Raw genomic sequence first — 20,432 nt, forward strand, 5'->3', positions numbered from 1 at the left:
CCGCCCTGCCCGGCGGTTTTTTTATGTCCGAAATTCAGGCTGCCCGAACCGACGCGTCCATCACGTCCAGGCTCTTGCGAACGTGGTCGATCTCGACGCGGATCTGGGATTTCTCGAAGGTGCTGACGTGGTTGTCGCCCAGTGCCTGATGAACCGCGATCGTCAGATCGGCGACCTCCTTGCCGACGTTGATCAACGACGCAGTCAGCGCCTGAGGCGGCGGCGTGACTCTGGGGACGATGTCGAAGCCGAACTCATTCGCCAGCGCAGCCAGCACGCTCCGGCGGCCGGCATCGGACAGATGCGTGAGCACCTGGCCGAACATTTCCAGGTTCATGCGGTGCGCTTCCCTGTTTGGGTTTGCGCAGTCCAACAACCGCGTTTCGTTTACGCCTATACGCTTGGCCAGCGCGGTACCGCCGCCGGCCTTCACCTCGCGGTGAAGCGTTCTTTCAAAATCTTCCATTGCGAAAACCTCTTTTTTTCTCGCGTGGTGAAGTGCCACCAGTTACCTGATCATTGGCCTGTGACTTGCTCGCTTGGGTACCAGTGAACGACTCATCCAAACCCAGAGCGTGCAACGTGACATACGCTGCGTCCCCTTCGAGACCCGCCCTGCCCTTGATCTCAAGGCACGTCGGATCACCTTATGCGGAGGCAAGTGAAGCGCATGAGGCGCCGATCTGACCGGCTCTTTGGGGTTTCGAACTGCCGCCTGAACGTTCTCGCTCAGCGCAAGCACGTTCAGGCGGCAGTTCGCTGGGGCGCGAATTGGCATGGGAACGGACGAACTTCCTCGGCGGTCAGCCTCCCGTTTTCGTGCTCGATAACGAGAATTTCCCGGGCAGCCTTGAGGGCTTTTGAAATAGCTGGAGCGCTGACGCCAAGACCTTTGGCCACTGCGGACTGACCCATTCGCTCGACCAGCTCTGGCAATGGGATCTTTTTCATTTCTCTGCCTCGACAAGCGGTTTGTGTGCAGATATTAACCGGCGGTTAGCTTCTGAGCAACACCGCCGGTTAGCGCAAATAATGTAACCAACGGTTAAATTTCGCGCATGAGTAAAAAGAAAGAATTATCCCCGGAGCTGAAAGCCGAGTGCGACGCCGCCAAGGCGCTATTCGTGTCGAGAAAGAATGCCCTCGGGCTCACGCAAGCGAGCCTCGCGGAGTCAGCTGACATCTCGGCCGCAGCAGTCGCCATGTACCTGAACGGCACCAACCCCCTGAACGCGAAATTCGCAGTAGTGTTTTCGCGTTTGCTCGGTGTGCCGGTAGAGAAATTCAGCAAGCGTCTCGCCAGAGAAATCAGCGGTCTGACCGTTGCCACTGAGCAGGTAGTTGAACTTGGGGGAAGCGCTACCGCCTCGGATCTGGTCCGGCAGATGTTGGCTAAGCAAGGCAAAAGTCTGAGCGATGAGGCGAAGAAATCGCTACTTGTTGCTGCTGAATCGGCTGATCGAGGAGTAGGCACCCAGCGCGGCCCTTACAGTCCTGGAGCTGTTGGAGACGAGGTCTGGATCTCGCATTATGACGTGCGTGCAGCGATGGGTGGCGCACCCAGTTCCCACGCTTATCCCGAAACGTTGCAAGAGGTCCGCGTCAGCCCCCAGCAGCTTCGTGAAATGGGTGTCGAGTTCAAAGAGCCGGATAATTTGCGAATAGTTACAGGCTGGGGGCAGTCAATGTCGCCAACCATAAGGCATCGCGACTCGCTGCTGACAGATATGAGCGTCCGAGAATTCACAGCTGACGGAATTTACATTTTCTCCTGGCAAGGCCGCCTGTATATCAAGCGTCTGCAATGGCTTGGCGACGAGCAGCTAAACATGATATCGGACAATACCCGGCACCAGCCGCAGACGATTTTGGCGGGAGATACCCATATTCAAGGGCGGGTGCTGCTGGTGTGGAACGCTCACCTGCTGTGAGAAACCTTAGATACTAGGAAAAACTTCGCAGCGGCCTGTTTAGTAAAAGATAAGGCTGCGTCTTAAAGGTAATTTTCAGAATTCTTCAAGGATAGCAGGTTGACTATGGATTTCGTCGCAAAGGATTTTTCTGGATTAAACTCGATTACCCACAGTGGTATCACCAAACATTTTAAAAATGTCGCACCATGTCAAGCGCTTGCAGAGCTCGTGTGGAATGGTCTAGACGCAGGCGCGTCCAAGATAGATGTGTTGGTCGAAAGCACCGATACCGGTGGGACAATTTCAGTGACCATCGTGGACAACGGCAGCGGAATCAACTTCAATAAGCCAGATGATAATTTCCGTCGGTTCAATGACTCGTTGAAAAAGGACTCTTTTGACTCTCACGGATCTCAAGGTCGCGGTCGATTGGCATTTCACAAAATATGCAACACCGCTACCTGGCATACTCGTTACGAAAATGTTGATGCAAAAATACAGGTTTTTAGTAGCAATTTAAGTGCTGTCAGCGGGACAACCATTAGTGCGAGCGAGCAACTCATCGCGCTAGCAGGAGCCGAGTCCGGCACGTGTGTTACGCTTAGCCACTTCGATAAGAACTTACCTCCAACAGGTTCGATAATCCATGAGTTCAGCAAGGAGTTTGGGGCGCATTTAGTGTTGATGCCGCAAAAAGAAATCACCGTAAACGGTGATAAAGTTCTTCCCCAGCCTCATACAAAGTCGTCAACTCTTATCCAGACGAAGCTGGCAAGTTTCGATGTAGACCTAATTCAGTGGGAGGATAAACCTGGCGCTGAGAAATCGTTTCTGTATTTCGTGTCTCGAAAACTCAAAACAATATATAAACAATATAGCAGCCTCAACAAAAAGCGGGATTACTATACTTCTGTTTTCGTAAAATCCTCATTCCTCGAACGTTACGTGAAAGAAGAGGGAGCCTTGTCTGAGCCATTCGACGCATTTCTAGTTTCCGAGGACTATAGAATACTCATTAGGGAAATGAATGGCTTCCTGCGGACAAGCTACGCAAATTTCCTGATCGGCAAAGCTCAGGAACAGGTAGATGCGTTCGAAAAGGCAGGTGACTTTCCAGACTATGATGCGTTGGACGTAGCAGAATCAAAATGGCGTCTATCCCATGTCAAGGAAATAGTTAAGGCTGTTTTAATTCGCGAGCCAAGACTTTTCGTCGGAGGCAACAAACGCCAGCGGCGATTAATTATTCGATTGTTAGACAAGCTCTCGGTCTCAAGCGAGAATAGCGGAATATTCGAAGTGCTCGAAAGCGTACTCAATCTGGATGCCGCCGCCATGAAGCAGCTCGCTGATCAATTGAAAAAAACGAAGCTTGACAACATCATACAGACTATCGAAATCCTCCAGCACCGGGAGCTAGCCGTTTGCCAGTTGAAGGAAATTATGAATGTTCATTACAAGGATGTTTTGGAGACACCAGATCTTCAAAAAATTATCGAAAACAACACTTGGTTGTTTGGACCGGCCTACGAGATTCTCGGAGCTGAAGAAGACACTTTCACCACAACCGCCAAAAACCTGAGATCAAAAGTCAAAGATATCACTGCAATTGAGCTGGCCGATCTCGCTAGCGGAGTTGATATTGATGGCGCTAACCGGCAGGTTGATCTATTGCTGGTGCGCAAGAAGCTACAGTTTGATGCAAAAGGACGCAGATTTTTCCGATGCGTAATCGTTGAAATCAAACGTCCGGGCGTATCTCTTAATAACAAGCATTTGAATCAGCTTGATGAATATGCTGCGATCTTGAGTCATTACCCAGAATTCAACAGCGAACTAACTAGGTTTGAATTGATTTTAATAGGTCGTAGCATTTCTAAAGGAGCGTACTCGATTCATAGCCGCCTAAAGAGTTCGGAGATTCACGGCGAGCCAGGACTCCTTACGAATGACAACAAGATTAAGACATATATCAAAACTTGGCCTACCATCTTTGATGAATTTGAAATCACCAACGATTACCTCTTGGACAACCTGAAAACGCAGCGAGCCTCTCTATCTTCAAGATCGAAGGAGGAGCTTCTAGAAAGTCTGCAAAAAGAATCAGTTTGAATTCGGCAAGAGGTCGCTCCGTGAGGGTGGGCTGCATGTTCTAACGGCTGTAGTACCTCTGTTTCAATCCTCGATGCTCCACACCTATCGTTAACCCTGACCGTGAACGTGGCTGAAACCCCAGTGGTTGCGGTCATTGCGTTTGTTCAATAAGCGCCGCGGCTCCTTCCTCGGCCCCCCGTCCCCATTTAGCCACTGAGGATTGACGCAAGGCAGGAACTACGCAGCCAGCCAATCGATTTCGCGGAGCCTTTGCGACAAGCCGATCCTCATTCCTCAGGTCGGCGTGCATAGGCGCCGTGATCGCGACGTCATCTCCCCCAGCATCCCACGAGCAGTCCCGCCTGCAAAGACCGAGGTCGGTACAGCCAGACTTCGCGAACTAAATTAACCGCCGGTATTGACGATAAGGAAACCGCCGGTTAATTTACCTCCATCGAAGCGCGACTGGTTGCGCAGCGAAGGGCCAGCGGTCCGCCCTCCCTGGGTCGCTCTTTAAAAACCAAACAGTTCAAAGGCCTCCAGCCAGCAAAAGGACTAACGCACCGAGCGTGGGCGATACCCACCTTGATGCGCCGTATCCGAGTAGCCCTGAAGGCCCAAACCGAAAACGTATGGAAAGAAATCAGCGCCCAATCCGCAGGTGGCGAGTAACAGCGGATCGAAGCGACTCCTTCAGCTAGAGCGTCCGGCACGCCGGCGTTTTGGCGAGGAACACATCCGATACAAACCCGCGATCGACGCCAGCAGCGGATCGCGGCCCTGAAAGCGATTTCACTGATGCAGCCTGGCAGCAGGCTGCATTGGGAAACCACCGTCAGAAGGAACTTCAAGATGCTCATCCTCACCCGCCGCCCCGGCGAAACCATCCGCATCAACGACGACATCCAGATCACCGTCACCCGAACTCAGGGCCAGCAAGTCTGGATAGGGATCACCGCCCCCCGCGAAATCCAGGTGCATCGGGAGGAAATCTACCAGCGCATTCAAGAGCAGCTGTCGGGCCCCGCCCAACCTGCGAACCAGCTGGCCTCATAACCCCAAAGCGGCGCTCGTTGTGGCCGCTCAACCAGCTCGCCCAGGAGGCGACCATGACTTACGAAATTATTGTGGAAGAGTTCGTCCTCGAGGTGGAGGTGACTCATTGCGAGAACACGCCGCCCCAGCCTGATAACCGCGACAGCGACTGGGACTGCATGGGCACTCGCGAGCTTGATTACCTCGTGCTGGCAGGCATCACCTATGACCGCAACGGTAAGCCGCAGGACGTCCAGCCTCTGGATCTGCGCACCGTCGCCGCCCAGCACGACAACGCCATTCGCGTTGCGCTCTGGCACGAGATCGACAGCCGCACGCAGCGATCACGGTGGGCGGCATGAGTACCGAGTCCAGCCACACAAAAGCCGCCGCCTTGATCGACACGGCCATCAGCACTCTGGCGACCGGGCATGCCGAAATGCACCTGGTCTACTCGAACGCCGCCTACACCGCGGTCAACGTCAGCCACGAGCTGCGGGCCATCACCGGCGACGAATTCAAACGCTACTGCGAGCGCATTCGCGACATCGATGCGCGCTTCATGGGCACGTCACACGCAAAGGAGTCGGCATGAGCACTTCCATTGGCCAACCGCGTTTCAGTGAGCAGATTTGGGAGCTGCCGCAGCACTTGGCCGTCGCACCCGATCGCGTACTCATGGTGTTCAAGGGGCTGACCATGCAGGACGCGATGCGTGCTGCTGAGCAGGCCCACATTTCCAACCCAGAGGCCTGGAGCCGAAGCGCGTGGCTGTGCGGCGAATGGACCTTGGCGTATGAGGTGCGCAATGAGTGACTTCGGCGAAATGCAAAGCGCGATCAAAGACCACAAGAAACGATTGAGGGCGATGTTCGGCATCGAATGCCCGGAATGCAAACGCCTTCGGCCACGCGCTTGCGCAACCATCATGCTGCCTCAGCAACGCTGCCGTGTAGATGGCTATCGCGATCCCCGCCCTGAACTGACAGATGTGCAATGGAGTTCAGTGTGAGCCGGCAACGCGCCCGTCGCGCGGCGTACTGGCGCGGTTCGGCAGTCACCTTTCTTGTTTGCATTTTGTGGATGTTGGTCAGCGCCTACGCCCAGCACATCACACAGTAACCCCTTCCCCGTTTTATTGCAGCGCGCCGGCAACGGCATGGCGCAAGGAGTAACCGTGTCCGCACCAAACACCGCCCCCGTGGCGCACGAGCAGCAGCTCAACCTCATTTCCCAAGCCGCGACCAGCACCAGCGCCCTGGTGCTGGATGGCGACAGCCTCGACAAGATGATGCGGCTGGCAGAAGTCATGGCCGGCGGCCGCGCAACGATGCCGAAACATTTCAACGGCAATGCCGCCGACTGCCTCGCCGTGGTGATGCAGTCGATGCAGTGGAAGATGAACCCCTTCGCTGTAGCCCAGAAAACCCACCTGGTGAACGGCGTCCTCGGTTATGAAGCGCAGCTCGTTAACGCCGTCATCACGACCTGTGCACCGGTTCTCGATCGCTTGCATTACGAGTGGTTCGGCGCGTGGGAAAAGGTGATCGGCAAATTCACGATCAAGTCCGGCGACAAAGGCGAGTACCGCGTGCCGGGCTGGAAGATGGCCGACGAGGAAGGCCTCGGCGTGAAGGTCTGGGCGACCTTCCGTGGCGAAGACGAGCCGCGCGTTCTCGAACTGCTGCTGGCCCAGGCACGAACGCGCAACAGCACGCTGTGGGCTGACGATCCGCGCCAACAACTGGCCTACCTCGCCACCAAGCGCTGGTCACGCCTCTACTGCCCCGACGTGATCCTCGGCGTGTACAGCCCCGACGAGCTGGAAGAAAGCGCCCCGCGCGTCCGCGATGTTTCCCCGGCCCGCAACACTGCGCCGGCAGGCCTGCCGCCCTACCCCGAGGCCAAGTTCGCCGAGAACCTGCCCAAGTGGCAGAAGTCTGTCGACGACCGCAAGTCATCGCCCGGGCACCTGATCGCCACCATCAGCAGCAAATACACCCTGAGCGAGCAACAGATCGAGCAGATCAACAACCTCGCGCCCATCGAAGGAGAATCCGCATGAAAATCCACAACGTCGCGCAGGGAAGCCCCGAATGGCACGCGCTGCGCGCCAACTACCACACCGCCTCGGAAGCCCCTGCGATGATGGGCGCTTCGAAGCAGTTGAAACGCACCGAGCTGCTGCACGCGAAGAAGACCGGCCTTGATCGTGATATCTCGTGGTGGGTGCAGAAGTACCTCTTCGACAAAGGCCATGAAGCCGAAGCCAGCGCGCGGCCGATACTCGAGGCCCGCCTGGATGAAGACCTGTTCCCCCTCGTCGGTACCGAAGGCGACCTGCTGGCCTCCCTCGATGGCTGCACCATGCTGGGCGAGATCCTGTTCGAGCACAAAATGTGGAACGAGCAGCTCGCAGCCGATGTGCGCGCCGGTGAGCTGGACGCCCACTACTACTGGCAGCTCGAACAGCAACTGCTCGTCGCGGGAGCCGAAAAAGTCATCTTCGTCTGCTCCGACGGTACTGAAGAGAATTTCGTCTCTATGGAGTATTTCCCCGTGCGCGGCCGTGCCGCGAAGCTCGTTGCCGGCTGGAAGCAGTTTAAAGCAGATCTGGCCGCCTATGAGCCGGGCGAAGCAGCGGCCGAGGCTGTAGGCAAAACGCCGGACGCGCTTCCGGCGTTGCGCATCGAAGTCACCGGCATGGTGACCGCCAGCAACCTGGAACAATTCAAGGCTCACTCGCTGGCTGTGTTCGCAGCCATCAACACCGACCTGCAGACCGACCAGCATTTCGCCGACGCCGAGAAGACCGTGAAGTGGTGCGGCGAAGTCGAAGATCGCCTGACCGCGGCGAAGCAGCACGCGCTGAGCCAGACCGAGAGCATCGACGCCCTCTTCCGCGCGATCGACGAGATCAGCAGCGAAGCGCGCGCCAAGCGGCTGGAACTCGACAAGCTGGTCAAGGCCCGCAAAGTCGCGATCAGGGAAGACATCGTGATGACCGCCGCGAAGTCCCTGCAGACGCACGTCGACCAGATCAACAACACGCTCGGCGGCAAGGCGCGGATGCCGAAGATCGTTGCTGACTTCGCCGGCGCCATCAAGGGTAAAAAGACGATCGCCAGCCTGCGCGATGCGGCGGACAGCGAACTGGCCCGGGCGAAAATCGAAGCCAGTCAAACCGGCGACAGAATGCGCACCAACCTGAACAGCTTCGCTGAGCTCGCTGCCGACTACGTGTTTCTGTTCAACGACCTGCAGCAACTGGTGCTGAAGGAGAACGAGGACCTGGTGCCGCTGATCAAGGTGCGCATCAGCGAGCACCAGCGCGCCGAAGAGATTCGTCTCGAAGCGCAGCGCGAGCAGATTCGTCAGGAAGAGGCGCGGCGGCTGGAAAGGGAGGCGAACGAGCTCGCGGAGGCGGCAAACGCTGCGGGGAAAACGCAGACGTCTGCCCCTGCTGCCAACACGGCCCAGCCGCCCACGCGGCGCGTCACCTCCGCCGCGCCATCGGCGAAAGTCCCCCCGAAGCCGACCAAACTGGAAGCGAAGGTCACAGACCTGGAGGCGCTGGTGAAAGCTGTTTACGAAGGCCGCGCCCCACTTGCGGTGCTGACGGTGAACTGGGGAGCGCTGGACGACCTGGTGCTGATTCAAGGCGATGCCTTCAGCATGGACGGCGTCGAGCTGCAGCAGGTGGCGGCATGATCAGCTTCAGTCTGAACCCTGATGCGGAAAACCGGATCAAGTCCGCCGAACTGGCAGAGGCCGTAGCGGAGTTCGAGAGCCGCGGCGGGCAGATTTTCCAGGGGGAATGCTTCACGGGGAATCCGATCCCGCCGAAGCGACGGGACTGGATTGATCCTGACACGGTGCTCAAGCGCAGGTCCCGTGTGTTGTCAGCGGCGGAGCGTGGCCGGCTTCAGCGGAGGGTGCGGGTGGTATGAGTCAGTGCCAACCACGCGTCCTCTCCTCCCATACCGGTGAGACCGGTCGCGCCATCCAGAGCGCACACCGCGCCGCGCAACCCGACAGAACATCGCACAACCAAAAGCTCACTGCTAAGGGCTTCACCTGGCGTCGGGTGAAAGCGGCGTGAGGCGGATTTTCAAAACGCCGCAGCGCAACAAAAAAGCGTCCCAACATCAACTCCCACCAAGCGGGCTTCGCGCCCAATCGGAGAAGCACGCATGTCCACTCCAACCGATACCGCCGAATTCCTCGAAGAACTCAACGGCGGCGCGTTCGCCAGCCAGATCGGACACGCCTTGTCTGAAGTGGCCGCCGGCGTAGTCGACCACGGCAAGGTCGGAAAGGTAGTCATCACCCTCGACTTCAGCCAGATCGGCGAAGGCCAGATGGTGAAGATCAAACACAAGCTCGACTACAAGGTGCCGACCAAGCGCGGCACCCGTAGCGAGAACACTAGCCTCGACACGCCGATGCATGTCGGCTCCGGCGGCAAGATTTCGCTGTTCCAGGAAAAGCACGACCAGTTGTTCAGTCGTGACGAAGCGCCCATCAAACCCCGCACCTGATCCCCCCTTCCCCACACGAGACCTGTGATATGTCCCTGAGCAAAGAAGCGATTCAACTCATCACCGACACAGCGCTGGAAGCAACCGGCAAGGCGCTGCCGACCGCCACGCCGACGGCGGTACTGCCGGAAGGCACCAAGATCGTGGATCTGGAGAAATACCAGGACGGCCGCAGCCGTTTCCGGGGCACCTATGCCACTCACTCGCTGGCGGACTTCAGCGCGTATGTAACTGACCGTGCCGAGGCTGGAGCTCGTGGTTTCATCAATCAGGAAGAGATGAGCTGCGTTCTGCTGTTCAATCTCGGCAACACATCAGCACCTGGCCACGCCGATGACCGCGCGTTGTTGAAGCTTAAGGCAACCGCCGGGTACACCGCCGCGCAGCAAATTGCGGGAAACCGTCTTGCGCAGAAGGACCTGAGCGACTGGATCGAGGACTGGCACCAGTACCTGACACCGGTTGACGAAGCAGGCACCGCGATTCCGATCGCCAAAGCCATCGCCGCAGTACGCACGATCACCATCAAGGCCACCAGCGAGTCGGAAACCACGGTCGGCGAAACCAGCGCCAGCCGGAGTGCGATGGACCAGATCGAGGCGCGGAGCAAAGAAACGTTGCCGGCGGCTTTGCAGTTCCATGTTGTGCCATTCGAGGGACTGACCGAGCAGCTCATCACGCTGCGTATCTCAGTCATTACCAGTGGGCCGGCGCCGGTCTTGAAACTGCGCTGGGTAGGCGAGGAAGTGCAGCGCGAGGCCATCGCTCAGGAATTCAAATCAGTGCTTGAAGACAAGATTGGCTCGGCGGCAAAACTTGCGCTTGGCAGCTTCTCGGCCTGACATGTAACGCAGGGTGGCATCGCAGCGGCGATGTCACGCAAACATAACTATGACCCTGCTTGTGCAGCCCCGCTGGCCAGGCGGGAGGGAGATAAAGGTGACGAAAGATGAACTGACGCAGATGCAGGCAGAAACTCTCGCTTTCATCCGCAGCTACATCCTCAAGCATGGCTACTCGCCAACAGTTGCCGAAATGGCAAAGGCGACCGATGTTAACGGCAATGCAATCTCAGGTAGGCTCACCGCGCTGATACAAAAGGCGCGCTTACCAAGACACTTGGTATTGCGCGAAGTACTAGACCCAGGCAATCCGGATCTAAATCGGACGGTAGTTGTTGAAATTTTCGGTTTCCAGTTCAAGCTCCAGCGCAGCTATATGCAGATCCAAGTCTACCGTAAGTATTAGTAGACTCTTTTCACTCAGCGCCAATATTGCCGCATCAGTCAGACCTAGCTGCATGAATTTAGAAGTATTCATGACTTTCGAACTCACATCCGAAAGCTCAACCGAAGTTGACACAATTTCGCGGAGGGTGTCTCTAATTTTCGAACTGTGAGGTTCACTGGTCTGCCAAAGGAGATTACTTGCCTCTGTCAAAACATGCGTAGTGACAACCAACTGGTGTCCTTCCAGCAGGATCATTAACAAGTCGAAGTCATCAACATTAAAGCTACTGCAACGCTTATGCGAAGAGATGAACGTACGATCATAAATACCAACTGCTAGTAAGATCAGCAGATTGGTATCTATCAAAATCCGACCCTTCATTTATCAAGCATTCTGTCTTTAATCGATTTTACTTTTCCATCAGAAGTAATCTTAACTATTTTATATTTTCTTTCTTTGATAAACCGCTGAGCAATAGACGCCAGAGTTCCAGGGGTCGCACGACTTTCCATGTGGCGGTCAAAACCAACGGTTATCAGCCACCCACCAGCATCATCGTCTTCAACCTCCTCGAGCAACACATTCTCAATCCTTTGGCCTTCAAATGATTCGTTCACGACACCAATCGCCAGACGGATAGCTTCTTTGATTTCTAATGACATCGATACTCACCGCTCATAAAAGAAATGACGTTTCCAATTCTATCTTATCCAGCGGACGCGTGCGCTACTCCCAACCTATTCGCCACCGATTGGCGGAGGCCTGATCTTGCATGGAGCAAACCCATGAGCCACATCTGCGCCTACGTGCGCCAGCACTACAACGTCCCGGCAGAAGTCGGGCGCCGGGTGATCGCCAAGGGTGAGCCCGGCATCATCCTCGCCGACAGGGGCAACTACAGTGGCGTGGTGCTGGACAACGATCCGAAGAAGCGGATCCGCAACTACCACCCCACTTGGGAGATGCAGTACGGCGACATGGCCGAGAAGCTGCCACTCAAAAAATGGAAGGTGTTGCCCTTCGCGCTCGACTGGGATGAGCTGGACTGGAACCCCAGGGCTCGCGGCTATCTGACAGAGGTCTGGGCGGCAACTCGCAGCCAAGCGAAATACTTGGCCTACCGTGAGTTGGAGGAATGCTGCATAGATACCGGTGCGATGTGCTTTTTCAAGGTGCGCCGGGCCTGATCAATCAAACCTGCAGCGCATCTATCGCCACCTCAATAGCCAAAGCCGCTTGTCCCGCGTAAGCAGGATCGAACGATAAGTCTTCAGGCATCGCCTCGATGGCTGCCTCGCTGAACTCATCTACATCCAGCCCAGTTTTCCAAGCCGCGAGCAGCACAGAGCGCAGGGCCAGCTTAAGCATGTAAACACTGTCTTCAATCATCGCCGAAGCCCTTCTTGTTTTCCTAATGCTCTCATTATCCCGCACGCCTCCAGACGAGGTAAACATGGCCACCTGTTCAAAGGGCTGGTTCGGATGTAGTCCATTTCCCAACCGCATGGAGTCGAACCATGAGCCAGCAGCATCAGATTCTGGTCGGCGACTGCATCGATATGATGCGGACGCTGCCGGACAAGTCAGTTCACACCTGCGTTACCAGCCCGCCCTACTTCGGCTTGCGAGATTACGGCGTCGAGGGTCAGATCGGCCTGGAAGAAACGCCCGCCGAGTTCATCGCGCGACTGGTGGCGGTGTTCCGTGAAGTGCGCAGAGTGCTACGCGACGACGGCACGGCATGGGTGAATATGGGTGATAGCTACGCTGGCAGCTGGGGAGCACAAGGCAGGCCTCAAGGTGAAGGACAGATGTCCGGCCGCAGCGTGGCGTCTGCGCGACAGATCAACGAACACCCGCGATTCAAGTCGGGCACCGGCGTGCGCGGCCGTGAGATGGGGATGAAGTCAAAGGACCTGATGGGTATGCCTTGGCGCCTCGCCTTCGCGCTACAGGACGATGGCTGGTATCTGAGGCAGGACATCATCTGGAACAAACCGAACCCGATGCCTGAGAGCGTTCGCGACCGGTGCACCAAGTCGCACGAATACGTCTTCCTGCTGACCAAAACGAAGAAGTACTACTTCGACCAGGCGGCCATCCTCGAACCCTGCTCCCCGAACACCCACGCTCGACTGTCTCAAAACGTCCAGGCGCAGATCGGCAGCGAGCGGGCCAACGGCGGCACGAAGAGCAACGGCAACATGAAGGCGACGGCCCGAAAGAACAAAGGCGTGGGCTGGGGCCATGGCACCGATGCCGACGAGCGCCGGCGCGGTAGGGTCAAGGACAATGAGTCGATGAACTCGGCCCTCGCGATCATGCCGACAGAGCGAAACAAGCGCTCCGTATGGACGGTGGCCACACACAGTTTCAAGGGTGCCCACTTCGCCACCTTCCCGCCCGACCTGATACGACCTTGCATTCTGGCCGGTGCGCCGCGAGGCGGCATCGTGCTGGACCCGTTCGGCGGCGCCGGTACCACGTCGCTGGTTTCGATGCAGGAGGGTCGACGTTCGATCATCTGCGAGCTGAACCCTGATTACGCAGCCATGGCGCGGGCTCGTATCGATGCTGCCTGGCTGAACGGCGCGGCGCAGATGGATGTATTTCGCGATGCCACACCTGTCGCCTGACAGGCTTGCTGCTCTCATCACTGATCATCGGGAGCAAGTAGTTTCTTGACTTCGTCCAATCCTTTGAAGGTGTCTTTCGCACGCGCAGGGATTATGTAAGTCCCGATCAAGATATGCTCGACGACTTCAAGCGCTAGCATTAGTTGGTCTTTAGTATGGCGTTTAGCAGCGTGCGCGGAAAGATTCCCTAGAAGCCTAATCTTGTGAAGCGTTTCGACGCCTTCTTTAGTAACTAAAGAACGGGCGTGGAGGTCATCAATTTTCTTAGCTAAATTTCGACCCTTGGCCTCTACATCCGAACAGATTGACTCAAGCAAGGACCTAATTGCTATGCCACCAATGATAAATAGTTCGTTTTCGATTGCGGTTCGGGCCTCCTTATAGACCTCACCGATTGACCATGGCAAAAGCCAGTGGTCGATGACTTTAGATCCAAGAGCGCGACCTGGATAGAAAGCAACGGTCTCAACATAGTAGGGCTGACCGGTTTTGTAGTTGTAATCAAGAGATTCGGAATTAGTAGAACATTTTCGAAATGAAACTTCTTCACAGCCTAGACATTGGATTATCTCGTTGGACTCTGCCCAATCGATATGGTGTCCGCCATAATATTGAGCTCCGCGCTCTGTATACCGCGAGACAGTTTGGTGTTTTGTTTCAAGTCCGCATTTTCTACACGGATAGTTGTGCGCAAGAAGCTTATCTGTCTGTAGCTCAAATTCCTTAGTTACATCGCTCATCTGATGCTCCGACCAGTTTTTACAGAGCATTAGTACCCCACTTCCATGAATCACGCCACTGGCGAGGATCCCGCATGTCTGCACATCAGAAGAAACACCCCTTCGATTTCAAAACCCAGTACGGCCTAGGCTTCGACCCGCAAGACGATGAGATCGTCGTGGACTTATTCTGCGGCGGTGGCGGCGCCGGTACCGGGCTGGAAATGGGCCTCGGTCGGAAGGTCAGCGTGGCGAAGAACCACAGCGCTAAAGCGATCAGCATGCACACCATCAACCACCCGGGCGCCAAGCACTTCACCACAGACGTGTTCGATGGTGATCCGGACGCCGAATGCGGCGGCAAGGCGGTTGGCTGGTTCCACATGTCGCCGGACTGCACCCATCACAGCCAAGCCGCCGGCGGACAGCCGCGCAAGCGCGAGATCCGCAATCTGTCGTGGATCGGTCTGAAGTGGGCAGGCAAGAAGAGGCCTCGAGTCATCAGCCTGGAAAACGTGAAGCAGATCCTGCAATGGGGCCCGCTGATCGCCAAGCGCGACAAGGTGACCGGCCGCATCATCAAGCTGGTGCCAGGCGTCAACACAAAGGGCAAAAAAGTGATGGTGCAGGTGGTCGCCGCGCCCGGCGAGATCGTTCCTGTCGGCGAGCAGTTCCTCGTCCCAAACCCCAAGCGCAAAGGCAGCACCTGGCAACGTTTCGTGGAGCTGCTGGAGCAGCACGGTTACGTGGTCGAATCGCGAGTGATCAAGGCGTGCGACTTCGGCGCGCCCACCAGCCGGGAACGCCTGTTCATGATCGCTCGCTGCGACGGACAGCCAATCATGTGGCCGGAGCCAACCCACGCGAAGAAGCCCGGCAAAGGCCAGCTGAAGTACCGCACCGCCGCCGAGTGCATCGACTTCAGCGATTTGGGCAAGAGCATTTTCGGCCGCAAGGATGAGCTGGCCGACGCCACCAAACGCCGAATCGCCAAGGGCATGAGGAAGTTCGTCATCGACCACCCCGCGCCGTTCATTGTGCCGATCGCGAACTGGTCGACTGAGACGGTGCAGTCGCTGAACGAGCCGCTGCGCACCGTGACGTCTTACCCGAAAGGCGGGGCGTTCTCGGTGGTGAGCCCAATCATCGCACCGGCCACGCATCAGGGCAGCGACCGTATCAACGATCCACTTGACCCGCTGCCGACGGTGACCTGCGCCAACCGCGGCGAACTGACATTGATCAGTCCTACGCTGGTTCAGACCGGCTACGGGGAGCGCGCGGGCCAGCAACCGCGCGTGCCGGGACTGGATCATCCGCTGGGGACTGTCGTCGCTGGAGGCGTAAAGCACGCGCTCGCCGCTGCGCACCTGGTGAAGTTCAGGTTTAACGACGAAGGCAAAGCGTTGGACGAGCCGCTGCCGACCATCACCAGCGGCGGCAACTATCAGCGCCCGGCCGGCGCGGCGCACGCCATGGGCATCGCCACCGCGTTCATGACGCAGATGAACGGTGGCTTCAACACCACCGTAGCGAAAAGCCTCGAGGATCCGGTAACCACCGTCACGAATACCGGCGGCCAGCAACAGCTGGTGACGGCAACGCTGGTCACCAACACGACCGGCCACGCCCCGTCAGATATCGAAGGACCGGTACCGACGCTCACGACCGGGCAACACCAGATGCTCGCCACGGCGCATCTTCTGCATCTGCGCGGCAACTGCGACGCCCGCGCAGCTGCCGATCCACTCCACACGGTCAGCGCCGGCGGGACACACCACGGACTCGTCACCGCTTTCATGGAGCGTCAGTTTGGCGCCAGTGTTGGCCAGCACCTGGATGAACCCGCACCGACCATCACGGCCGGCGGCGGAGGCAAGAGTTCGCTGGTCAGCTTTGAGTTGTCGCCGGAGCACGAAGAAGGAGCGTTGCGTGTTGCCGCCTTCCTTATCAGTTACTACGGCACGGAGAACATGAGCGGCTGCGACCAGCCCGCTCCGACGATCACCACAAAGGATCGTCTCGGCCTGGTCACCGTCATGGTCAAGGGCACGCACTACGTGATCGTCGACATCCGACTGCGGATGCTGCAACCGGCCGAGTTGTACCGCGCGCAGGGCTTTCCAGCGGACTACATCATCACCCACGGCGCAGACGGCAAGCCGTTCACGAAGACGGAGCAGGTCCATATGTGCGGCAACAGCGTAAGCCCTCCACCGATGGCTGCCTTAGCGCGGGCCAACGATCCATGGTCGGCCCTGACAAAGCGTCATTTGGCTACGTAAGTCTGCATCATTTTTTTAGTCGTTCAATGAGCCCTGATATCTGCTCTATGCCGTCAAACGTGGATGGTATACCGGTCTCGTCAGTGACAATGCTGCTAAAAACAACCTGTTCAAATCTGGTGAGAATCTCTTTATCATCATCTTTCTTTGCCTCTTTTGCGAACTTGGTATACCCCTCAATGAATTGACACAGAGTAACCCTTAAGTCCAGCTGAAGAAGTTGCGCTTTGACTGATCTAAAATTCTGGAGGGTAACTCTAAAAAAATAGATCAACATAAGCTCAAGAGCGACCACGGCAATTCCGCTAGCTATTTCTTTAGCTGGATCAGCTGATACAGGCAACCAATTGAGTATCTTTGTTATGGGCAAAGCGACTAGCACAACACCTAAGCTACGGACAAATAGAAGACTCCACTTACGCTCCTCATCTTTCACATCCCTTAGCTGCTGAAAACCTCTAACTAAACCCAGGAAGTTGAGTTGAGAAGTGTAACCTTCTAGATTTTTGGCTAGAGTATCAGCCCTGCCCTCTCGATCATTTAGTTCACGCTCGTAAATTTCAGTGGTGACCTTAGCAGAAACAATCGCGGCCGGCAGTTCGCTCAAGGCCTGCATGTGGGGATGAGCAATGTACTCCCTCATTATGTAAATTGGCATATGATATTGCGCAAATTTGATCTGAAATGACGATTCGGAGTAGCTGGAAAGATCGACTAATAGCAGTCGATTCCAAGCTATAGAGAGGGAATCGTGCAAGCCTGATCTAGCTTTGATTTCGAATTCGGTAATGAATCGGTAGCAGCTCGATAAAAGCTGAGACATCAGCGCCTTGTCGTACTTGAAGTACTGTTGGACGTCAGACTTAAATCGCTCACCGATGTGGATTATATTAAATGAACACGCTGCATTAAATGCGTCAGGCTGAGCCTTCATAGCAACTAATGCCTGAGCAACGAACTGCATAACTATACCCTGCTCGGAATCATTCCCAACGTTAAGGGTTTCAATGTCTGCGAATATCAACCCGCTGGTTCTAGCTAAAGCAGTGCGAAGTGCGTCATTGTCAAAAAATACAGGGCTAGACATCGCGTCTACGTTATCTACTACAGGTTCAGTCATAAGTTGCTCATCCATCCAAGGAGTATTGCAGGCAACAAATAAGCTCTGGATGTTACCTGCATATCAATAGCTAGTTAACGATTGGGCTAGCCGGCTATCACCAAACATAGAAAACATCATAGCTGCGGTCTGAGGGCAAATACTAGAAATCGAGCCCGCTGGTCATCTCAGCACGGCTGTCATTCAAGCAAGCGGCATCGTCTCGCCGCAGGAGGGGTTATGAGCAATCAATCAAAGCGTTTGAGCAATTGCGCTGCAGAGCGCTTGGCAGTCTGCCGTGAGGATGTTGCGCCGGCAGGTGATGGCGTCGACTTCGGTATCGATTGCAGATCGGTTCGCGTGTCGCAGGAGGCCTATTCGATCTTTATTGCCAGGGAGCAGATGGGCAAGGATCGCGTAGCCGCCCTACAGCAGCGCCTGAACATCGCCGATCAGAAGATCAATGATCTTGAACATGCTCGCGGCCAGCGCTTGGAGGTCAACCCGATTTCACTCCGAGCATTGCTTATCGCAGTGACTGGGGCACCGCACGAAATCCGCGAGATTCAAGCTTGCCTCGGGATCCCCGACAATCCAATTGATCAGCTGCTGCGCGAATACAACGACTGGGTATACGCGCCAGCCGCGAAGCTCGATTCCAGCATGACCGGCATCGTGCACACCCCTCCGGTGGAGTACGACGAGCCATGACCAATAAAGTCGAACTGGTTAGCGTGCCGCGTGAGCTGCTGGAAAACATCAGTGCGTGGCTTGAGCGAGCGAACCAAAATTCAGATGCAGATATTGACGAGTGCCTAAAGGTACGCGCCTTACTTTCCGCCCCTGCCGAGGATTTCCGCGCAGTGGTGGAGGAGCCGGTTCCGTTCGGATACTGGCGAGTCCCTTTTGATCTACCTCTTCAGGGTTCTTTTCTGCTTTGGGAAAGTAAAGGTCCATGGGGTAACTCCAACACACATATTGCCACTGCGATTGAGGCTGGCTTTAAAATCACGAAGCTCTACCGCCGCCCGCATCGCCCGGTCGTGTTGCCGAGGCGCAGACCAAAGACTGAACTCGGCATCTACAGCCTGGAGGATGAAGGTTACAACGCCTGCCTCGACGATATCGCCAGACTCAACAAGTAACCCCGCCGCTCGTTTGGCCCCACCCCTATCCCTATTGCCTGCTGCGTATGCGGCGAGGAAAAGTCATGCTCACAGAAAATGAACTTGAGGATCTGCACGCGGAAGTCATCCGGCTTTCAGGCCGCCACTGCTCAGCCGGCCTGATTGAGGCAGCACCCGTGATCCGCGACGAGAACGGATTTTTCCAGCACCCCGATCTGCCGGACTTCGATGAGGGCGACGGCGACAAGTGCAAAGCGTGGATTGCCGAGCAGGAACTGGAAGTTGCGATGGTTAGCCTGGAATACCACAGCGACGAAGCGATAGCCGAGCGGTACTTCGAGGCCGGCGACCCGGACTGCAGCTACTGGGAGCCGGACCGTCCAGAAGGTGACGGTTGGTTCTGCTTGGCGATCCATGACACTGACGACGGCCCCGTCTGCTGGTGGGCGCTCCCGGTGGTGACGCCATGACCGGCGCCAAAGAACGCCCCATCCTGTTCTCGGCGCCGATGGTGCGCGCCATCCTGGAAGGCAGGAAGACAGTCACGCGACGGGCCGTTAAAGCCTGGCAACAGCCTCAGATCGAAGATGACGGCTCGTGGTTCGCAGTCGCTCAACGTCATCCAAGGTGGGGATTTGGAGTAAGCGGGGACGACGCGAAGGCGTGCGGTGCAGAACTGGCGCGCTCAGGCTGCTGCCCTTACGGCAGACCCAGCGACCGGCTGTGGGTCCGCGAGACTTTCGCCTTGCTCGGCAATGAGGACGGCTGCTGTATCGACTGGCAAGACAACTTGGTCAAAGGCGATGAGCGTGGTGCGGCTCGGATCTACCGGGCGAGCTGTCCGCCGGGCGACTACGGCCTGAACCAGATCCCAGCGAAAGCGGAATGGAAGCCAGATACCGAAGCCATGGAGTATGACGGTGCATGGCGCCCCAGTATCCACATGCCGCGTTGGGCCAGTCGCATCTTGTTGGGGATCACGGAAGTGCGCGTCGAGCGGCTGCAGGACATCACCGGCGACCAGGCGGAAGCAGAGGGAGTTGACGTCGCGATGTGCCAGCTCTACCTCAAAAGCTCGCCTAGCAGGTTCGAATGCAAGGAAGCCGTGATTCACGGGTTCGCTGGGCTGTGGGAATCAATCAACGGCGCCGGCGCTTGGGACGCCAACCCATGGGTCTGGGTAGTTGAGTTCGAGCGGGTGATGCCGTGACCTGGTACACCGAGTGCTGGCAGCGAATGGAATCGATGTATTCGCGGTGCAAGGCTGAAGGACTGGATGCTTTGGCGACGAGCAAAGTTATCGACGAGTCATACCCCTATAGCTCGCGCAGTGGCTGGGGTTACAAGGCCTGGCTTGCAGCACGCCGCAACTTCTTTCCGAAACACAACCTTCCGCTTCGCCGGGCCAAGCGCCCCAAACCTGACCTGTTTTCTTAACCCCTTCCCCATCTATCAACATACCTGCCGATGCACGGCGGGTGAGGAATTTTCATGCCCATCAAAAACATGCCCGTCATGCGCAGCGTCAACATCAAGCAGATTCCGATGCGACTGCTGCAGCCCTTCGAGAAGCAGGCGCTGCGCAATCACAGCCAGTCTTTGCAGCGGCTGGCCAAACGCGGCGGGATGAACGCCTGCGAAATCCTCTGCATCATTCAAGGCCTGAGCTGGAGCCAACTGAAGCACCACGAGGATGACGAGGCCCGCCTCATTAAGTGGGTTGCCGCACAAACACTGAACCCCGCATAGATCC

General features: G+C 56.6%; 26 protein-coding genes. 20 read left to right on the forward strand and 6 right to left on the reverse strand.

What is annotated here, in order from left to right:
- Positions 1 to 34: 34 nt before the first annotated feature.
- Both OKW98_RS16630 and OKW98_RS16635 read right to left on the reverse strand, forming a co-directional pair.
- Positions 35 to 466, reverse strand: coding sequence for a phage regulatory CII family protein (locus OKW98_RS16630; protein ID WP_265385750.1), 432 nt, complete (start codon positions 464 to 466; stop codon positions 35 to 37).
- Positions 467 to 744: 278 nt separating this feature from the next.
- Positions 745 to 951, reverse strand: coding sequence for a Cro/CI family transcriptional regulator (locus OKW98_RS16635; protein WP_265385751.1), 207 nt, complete (start codon positions 949 to 951; stop codon positions 745 to 747).
- A 107-nt stretch (positions 952 to 1,058) separates the two neighbouring features.
- On the opposite strand from OKW98_RS16635, the gene OKW98_RS16640 reads away from it, so the two are divergent.
- The 12 genes from OKW98_RS16640 to OKW98_RS16695 all read left to right on the forward strand — a co-directional run bounded on the left by OKW98_RS16640 (position 1,059) and on the right by OKW98_RS16695 (position 10,831).
- Positions 1,059 to 1,931: a LexA family transcriptional regulator gene (locus OKW98_RS16640; RefSeq protein ID WP_265385752.1), complete on the forward strand. Its 873-nt coding sequence runs from the start codon at positions 1,059 to 1,061 to the stop codon at positions 1,929 to 1,931.
- 105 nt (positions 1,932 to 2,036) lie between these two features.
- Positions 2,037 to 4,025: an ATP-binding protein gene (locus OKW98_RS16645; protein ID WP_265385753.1), complete on the forward strand. Its 1,989-nt coding sequence runs from the start codon at positions 2,037 to 2,039 to the stop codon at positions 4,023 to 4,025.
- 834 nt (positions 4,026 to 4,859) lie between these two features.
- Positions 4,860 to 5,063: a carbon storage regulator CsrA gene (csrA, locus tag OKW98_RS16650; protein WP_265385754.1), complete on the forward strand. Its 204-nt coding sequence runs from the start codon at positions 4,860 to 4,862 to the stop codon at positions 5,061 to 5,063.
- Between the two features lie 53 nt (positions 5,064 to 5,116).
- Complete coding sequence (locus OKW98_RS16655) at positions 5,117 to 5,404, forward strand: hypothetical protein (protein WP_265385755.1); 288 nt, start codon at positions 5,117 to 5,119, stop codon at positions 5,402 to 5,404.
- On the forward strand, positions 5,401 to 5,637 hold the full coding sequence (locus OKW98_RS16660; protein ID WP_265385756.1) for a hypothetical protein: 237 nt from the start codon (positions 5,401 to 5,403) through the stop codon (positions 5,635 to 5,637). Before OKW98_RS16655 ends, OKW98_RS16660 begins: the two co-directional genes overlap by 4 nt.
- Positions 5,634 to 5,858 carry a hypothetical protein gene (locus tag OKW98_RS16665; RefSeq protein WP_265385757.1) on the forward strand — a complete coding sequence of 75 codons (225 nt, stop codon included), beginning with the start codon at positions 5,634 to 5,636 and terminating at the stop codon, positions 5,856 to 5,858. The genes OKW98_RS16660 and OKW98_RS16665 overlap by 4 nt, the downstream gene beginning before the upstream one ends.
- A gap of 361 nt (positions 5,859 to 6,219) precedes the next feature.
- Positions 6,220 to 7,107 (forward strand): RecT family recombinase, encoded by an 888-nt coding sequence (locus tag OKW98_RS16670; RefSeq protein WP_265385758.1) that lies wholly within the window; start codon positions 6,220 to 6,222, stop codon positions 7,105 to 7,107.
- Positions 7,104 to 8,753, forward strand: coding sequence for a YqaJ viral recombinase family protein (locus OKW98_RS16675; protein ID WP_265385759.1), 1,650 nt, complete (start codon positions 7,104 to 7,106; stop codon positions 8,751 to 8,753). The genes OKW98_RS16670 and OKW98_RS16675 overlap by 4 nt, the downstream gene beginning before the upstream one ends.
- Complete coding sequence (locus OKW98_RS16680; protein WP_265385760.1) at positions 8,750 to 8,992, forward strand: hypothetical protein; 243 nt, start codon at positions 8,750 to 8,752, stop codon at positions 8,990 to 8,992. Before OKW98_RS16675 ends, OKW98_RS16680 begins: the two co-directional genes overlap by 4 nt.
- Positions 8,993 to 9,235: 243 nt before the next feature.
- On the forward strand, positions 9,236 to 9,583 hold the full coding sequence (locus OKW98_RS16685) for a hypothetical protein (protein ID WP_265385761.1): 348 nt from the start codon (positions 9,236 to 9,238) through the stop codon (positions 9,581 to 9,583).
- Between the two features lie 29 nt (positions 9,584 to 9,612).
- The gene (locus OKW98_RS16690) at positions 9,613 to 10,425 is read left to right on the forward strand and encodes a DUF2303 family protein (protein WP_265385762.1); all 813 of its coding nucleotides are present in this window, start codon (positions 9,613 to 9,615) and stop codon (positions 10,423 to 10,425) included.
- Positions 10,426 to 10,522: 97 nt separating this feature from the next.
- Positions 10,523 to 10,831: a LexA family protein gene (locus OKW98_RS16695; RefSeq protein WP_265385763.1), complete on the forward strand. Its 309-nt coding sequence runs from the start codon at positions 10,523 to 10,525 to the stop codon at positions 10,829 to 10,831.
- A 359-nt stretch (positions 10,832 to 11,190) separates the two neighbouring features.
- Here the strand turns inward: OKW98_RS16695 and OKW98_RS16700 are convergent, their stop codons facing one another.
- Positions 11,191 to 11,475, reverse strand: coding sequence for a hypothetical protein (locus OKW98_RS16700; protein ID WP_265385764.1), 285 nt, complete (start codon positions 11,473 to 11,475; stop codon positions 11,191 to 11,193).
- A 123-nt stretch (positions 11,476 to 11,598) separates the two neighbouring features.
- On the opposite strand from OKW98_RS16700, the gene OKW98_RS16705 reads away from it, so the two are divergent.
- Positions 11,599 to 12,000: a hypothetical protein gene (locus OKW98_RS16705; RefSeq protein ID WP_265385765.1), complete on the forward strand. Its 402-nt coding sequence runs from the start codon at positions 11,599 to 11,601 to the stop codon at positions 11,998 to 12,000.
- 4 nt (positions 12,001 to 12,004) lie between these two features.
- On the opposite strand, the gene OKW98_RS16710 is transcribed toward OKW98_RS16705, so the two are convergent.
- The gene (locus tag OKW98_RS16710; protein WP_265385766.1) at positions 12,005 to 12,202 is read right to left on the reverse strand and encodes a hypothetical protein; all 198 of its coding nucleotides are present in this window, start codon (positions 12,200 to 12,202) and stop codon (positions 12,005 to 12,007) included.
- 128 nt (positions 12,203 to 12,330) lie between these two features.
- On the opposite strand from OKW98_RS16710, the gene OKW98_RS16715 reads away from it, so the two are divergent.
- Positions 12,331 to 13,449: a DNA-methyltransferase gene (locus OKW98_RS16715; RefSeq protein ID WP_265385767.1), complete on the forward strand. Its 1,119-nt coding sequence runs from the start codon at positions 12,331 to 12,333 to the stop codon at positions 13,447 to 13,449.
- A 17-nt stretch (positions 13,450 to 13,466) separates the two neighbouring features.
- On the opposite strand, the gene OKW98_RS16720 is transcribed toward OKW98_RS16715, so the two are convergent.
- Positions 13,467 to 14,189, reverse strand: coding sequence for a DUF4145 domain-containing protein (locus OKW98_RS16720; protein WP_265385768.1), 723 nt, complete (start codon positions 14,187 to 14,189; stop codon positions 13,467 to 13,469).
- Between the two features lie 74 nt (positions 14,190 to 14,263).
- Here OKW98_RS16720 and OKW98_RS16725 point away from each other — a divergent pair, with 74 nt between their 5' ends.
- Positions 14,264 to 16,453: a DNA cytosine methyltransferase gene (locus OKW98_RS16725; protein WP_265385769.1), complete on the forward strand. Its 2,190-nt coding sequence runs from the start codon at positions 14,264 to 14,266 to the stop codon at positions 16,451 to 16,453.
- 7 nt (positions 16,454 to 16,460) lie between these two features.
- Here the strand turns inward: OKW98_RS16725 and OKW98_RS16730 are convergent, their stop codons facing one another.
- On the reverse strand, positions 16,461 to 17,573 hold the full coding sequence (locus OKW98_RS16730) for a hypothetical protein (RefSeq protein ID WP_265385770.1): 1,113 nt from the start codon (positions 17,571 to 17,573) through the stop codon (positions 16,461 to 16,463).
- A gap of 219 nt (positions 17,574 to 17,792) precedes the next feature.
- Here OKW98_RS16730 and OKW98_RS16735 point away from each other — a divergent pair, with 219 nt between their 5' ends.
- From OKW98_RS16735 to OKW98_RS16755, 5 genes are all read left to right on the forward strand, one after another.
- The gene (locus tag OKW98_RS16735; protein ID WP_265385771.1) at positions 17,793 to 18,263 is read left to right on the forward strand and encodes a hypothetical protein; all 471 of its coding nucleotides are present in this window, start codon (positions 17,793 to 17,795) and stop codon (positions 18,261 to 18,263) included.
- Complete coding sequence (locus tag OKW98_RS16740) at positions 18,260 to 18,697, forward strand: hypothetical protein (RefSeq protein WP_265385772.1); 438 nt, start codon at positions 18,260 to 18,262, stop codon at positions 18,695 to 18,697. Before OKW98_RS16735 ends, OKW98_RS16740 begins: the two co-directional genes overlap by 4 nt.
- 65 nt (positions 18,698 to 18,762) lie before the next feature.
- Positions 18,763 to 19,149: a hypothetical protein gene (locus tag OKW98_RS16745; protein ID WP_265385773.1), complete on the forward strand. Its 387-nt coding sequence runs from the start codon at positions 18,763 to 18,765 to the stop codon at positions 19,147 to 19,149.
- A complete protein-coding gene (locus tag OKW98_RS16750; RefSeq protein ID WP_265385774.1) occupies positions 19,146 to 19,889 on the forward strand; it encodes a morphogenetic protein in 744 nt (247 codons plus the stop codon). Before OKW98_RS16745 ends, OKW98_RS16750 begins: the two co-directional genes overlap by 4 nt.
- 281 nt (positions 19,890 to 20,170) lie before the next feature.
- Positions 20,171 to 20,428, forward strand: coding sequence for a hypothetical protein (locus OKW98_RS16755; protein ID WP_265385775.1), 258 nt, complete (start codon positions 20,171 to 20,173; stop codon positions 20,426 to 20,428).
- The last annotated feature ends 4 nt before the right edge of the window (positions 20,429 to 20,432 follow it).

The organism is Pseudomonas sp. KU26590 (assembly GCF_026153515.1).
Classification (GTDB): Bacteria; Pseudomonadota; Gammaproteobacteria; order Pseudomonadales; family Pseudomonadaceae; genus Aquipseudomonas.

Coding starts and splice junctions, on each gene's coding strand:
- OKW98_RS16630 (WP_265385750.1), bottom strand. CDS start 466: ATGGAAGATTTTGAAAGAACGCTTCACCGCGAGGTGAAGGCCGGCGGC.
- OKW98_RS16635 (WP_265385751.1), bottom strand. CDS start 951: ATGAAAAAGATCCCATTGCCAGAGCTGGTCGAGCGAATGGGTCAGTCC.
- OKW98_RS16640 (WP_265385752.1), top strand. CDS start 1,059: ATGAGTAAAAAGAAAGAATTATCCCCGGAGCTGAAAGCCGAGTGCGAC.
- OKW98_RS16645 (WP_265385753.1), top strand. CDS start 2,037: ATGGATTTCGTCGCAAAGGATTTTTCTGGATTAAACTCGATTACCCAC.
- csrA (WP_265385754.1), top strand. CDS start 4,860: ATGCTCATCCTCACCCGCCGCCCCGGCGAAACCATCCGCATCAACGAC.
- OKW98_RS16655 (WP_265385755.1), top strand. CDS start 5,117: ATGACTTACGAAATTATTGTGGAAGAGTTCGTCCTCGAGGTGGAGGTG.
- OKW98_RS16660 (WP_265385756.1), top strand. CDS start 5,401: ATGAGTACCGAGTCCAGCCACACAAAAGCCGCCGCCTTGATCGACACG.
- OKW98_RS16665 (WP_265385757.1), top strand. CDS start 5,634: ATGAGCACTTCCATTGGCCAACCGCGTTTCAGTGAGCAGATTTGGGAG.
- OKW98_RS16675 (WP_265385759.1), top strand. CDS start 7,104: ATGAAAATCCACAACGTCGCGCAGGGAAGCCCCGAATGGCACGCGCTG.
- OKW98_RS16680 (WP_265385760.1), top strand. CDS start 8,750: ATGATCAGCTTCAGTCTGAACCCTGATGCGGAAAACCGGATCAAGTCC.
- OKW98_RS16685 (WP_265385761.1), top strand. CDS start 9,236: ATGTCCACTCCAACCGATACCGCCGAATTCCTCGAAGAACTCAACGGC.
- OKW98_RS16690 (WP_265385762.1), top strand. CDS start 9,613: ATGTCCCTGAGCAAAGAAGCGATTCAACTCATCACCGACACAGCGCTG.
- OKW98_RS16700 (WP_265385764.1), bottom strand. CDS start 11,475: ATGTCATTAGAAATCAAAGAAGCTATCCGTCTGGCGATTGGTGTCGTG.
- OKW98_RS16705 (WP_265385765.1), top strand. CDS start 11,599: ATGAGCCACATCTGCGCCTACGTGCGCCAGCACTACAACGTCCCGGCA.
- OKW98_RS16710 (WP_265385766.1), bottom strand. CDS start 12,202: ATGATTGAAGACAGTGTTTACATGCTTAAGCTGGCCCTGCGCTCTGTG.
- OKW98_RS16715 (WP_265385767.1), top strand. CDS start 12,331: ATGAGCCAGCAGCATCAGATTCTGGTCGGCGACTGCATCGATATGATG.
- OKW98_RS16720 (WP_265385768.1), bottom strand. CDS start 14,189: ATGAGCGATGTAACTAAGGAATTTGAGCTACAGACAGATAAGCTTCTT.
- OKW98_RS16725 (WP_265385769.1), top strand. CDS start 14,264: ATGTCTGCACATCAGAAGAAACACCCCTTCGATTTCAAAACCCAGTAC.
- OKW98_RS16730 (WP_265385770.1), bottom strand. CDS start 17,573: ATGACTGAACCTGTAGTAGATAACGTAGACGCGATGTCTAGCCCTGTA.
- OKW98_RS16735 (WP_265385771.1), top strand. CDS start 17,793: ATGAGCAATCAATCAAAGCGTTTGAGCAATTGCGCTGCAGAGCGCTTG.
- OKW98_RS16740 (WP_265385772.1), top strand. CDS start 18,260: ATGACCAATAAAGTCGAACTGGTTAGCGTGCCGCGTGAGCTGCTGGAA.
- OKW98_RS16745 (WP_265385773.1), top strand. CDS start 18,763: ATGCTCACAGAAAATGAACTTGAGGATCTGCACGCGGAAGTCATCCGG.
- OKW98_RS16750 (WP_265385774.1), top strand. CDS start 19,146: ATGACCGGCGCCAAAGAACGCCCCATCCTGTTCTCGGCGCCGATGGTG.
- OKW98_RS16755 (WP_265385775.1), top strand. CDS start 20,171: ATGCCCATCAAAAACATGCCCGTCATGCGCAGCGTCAACATCAAGCAG.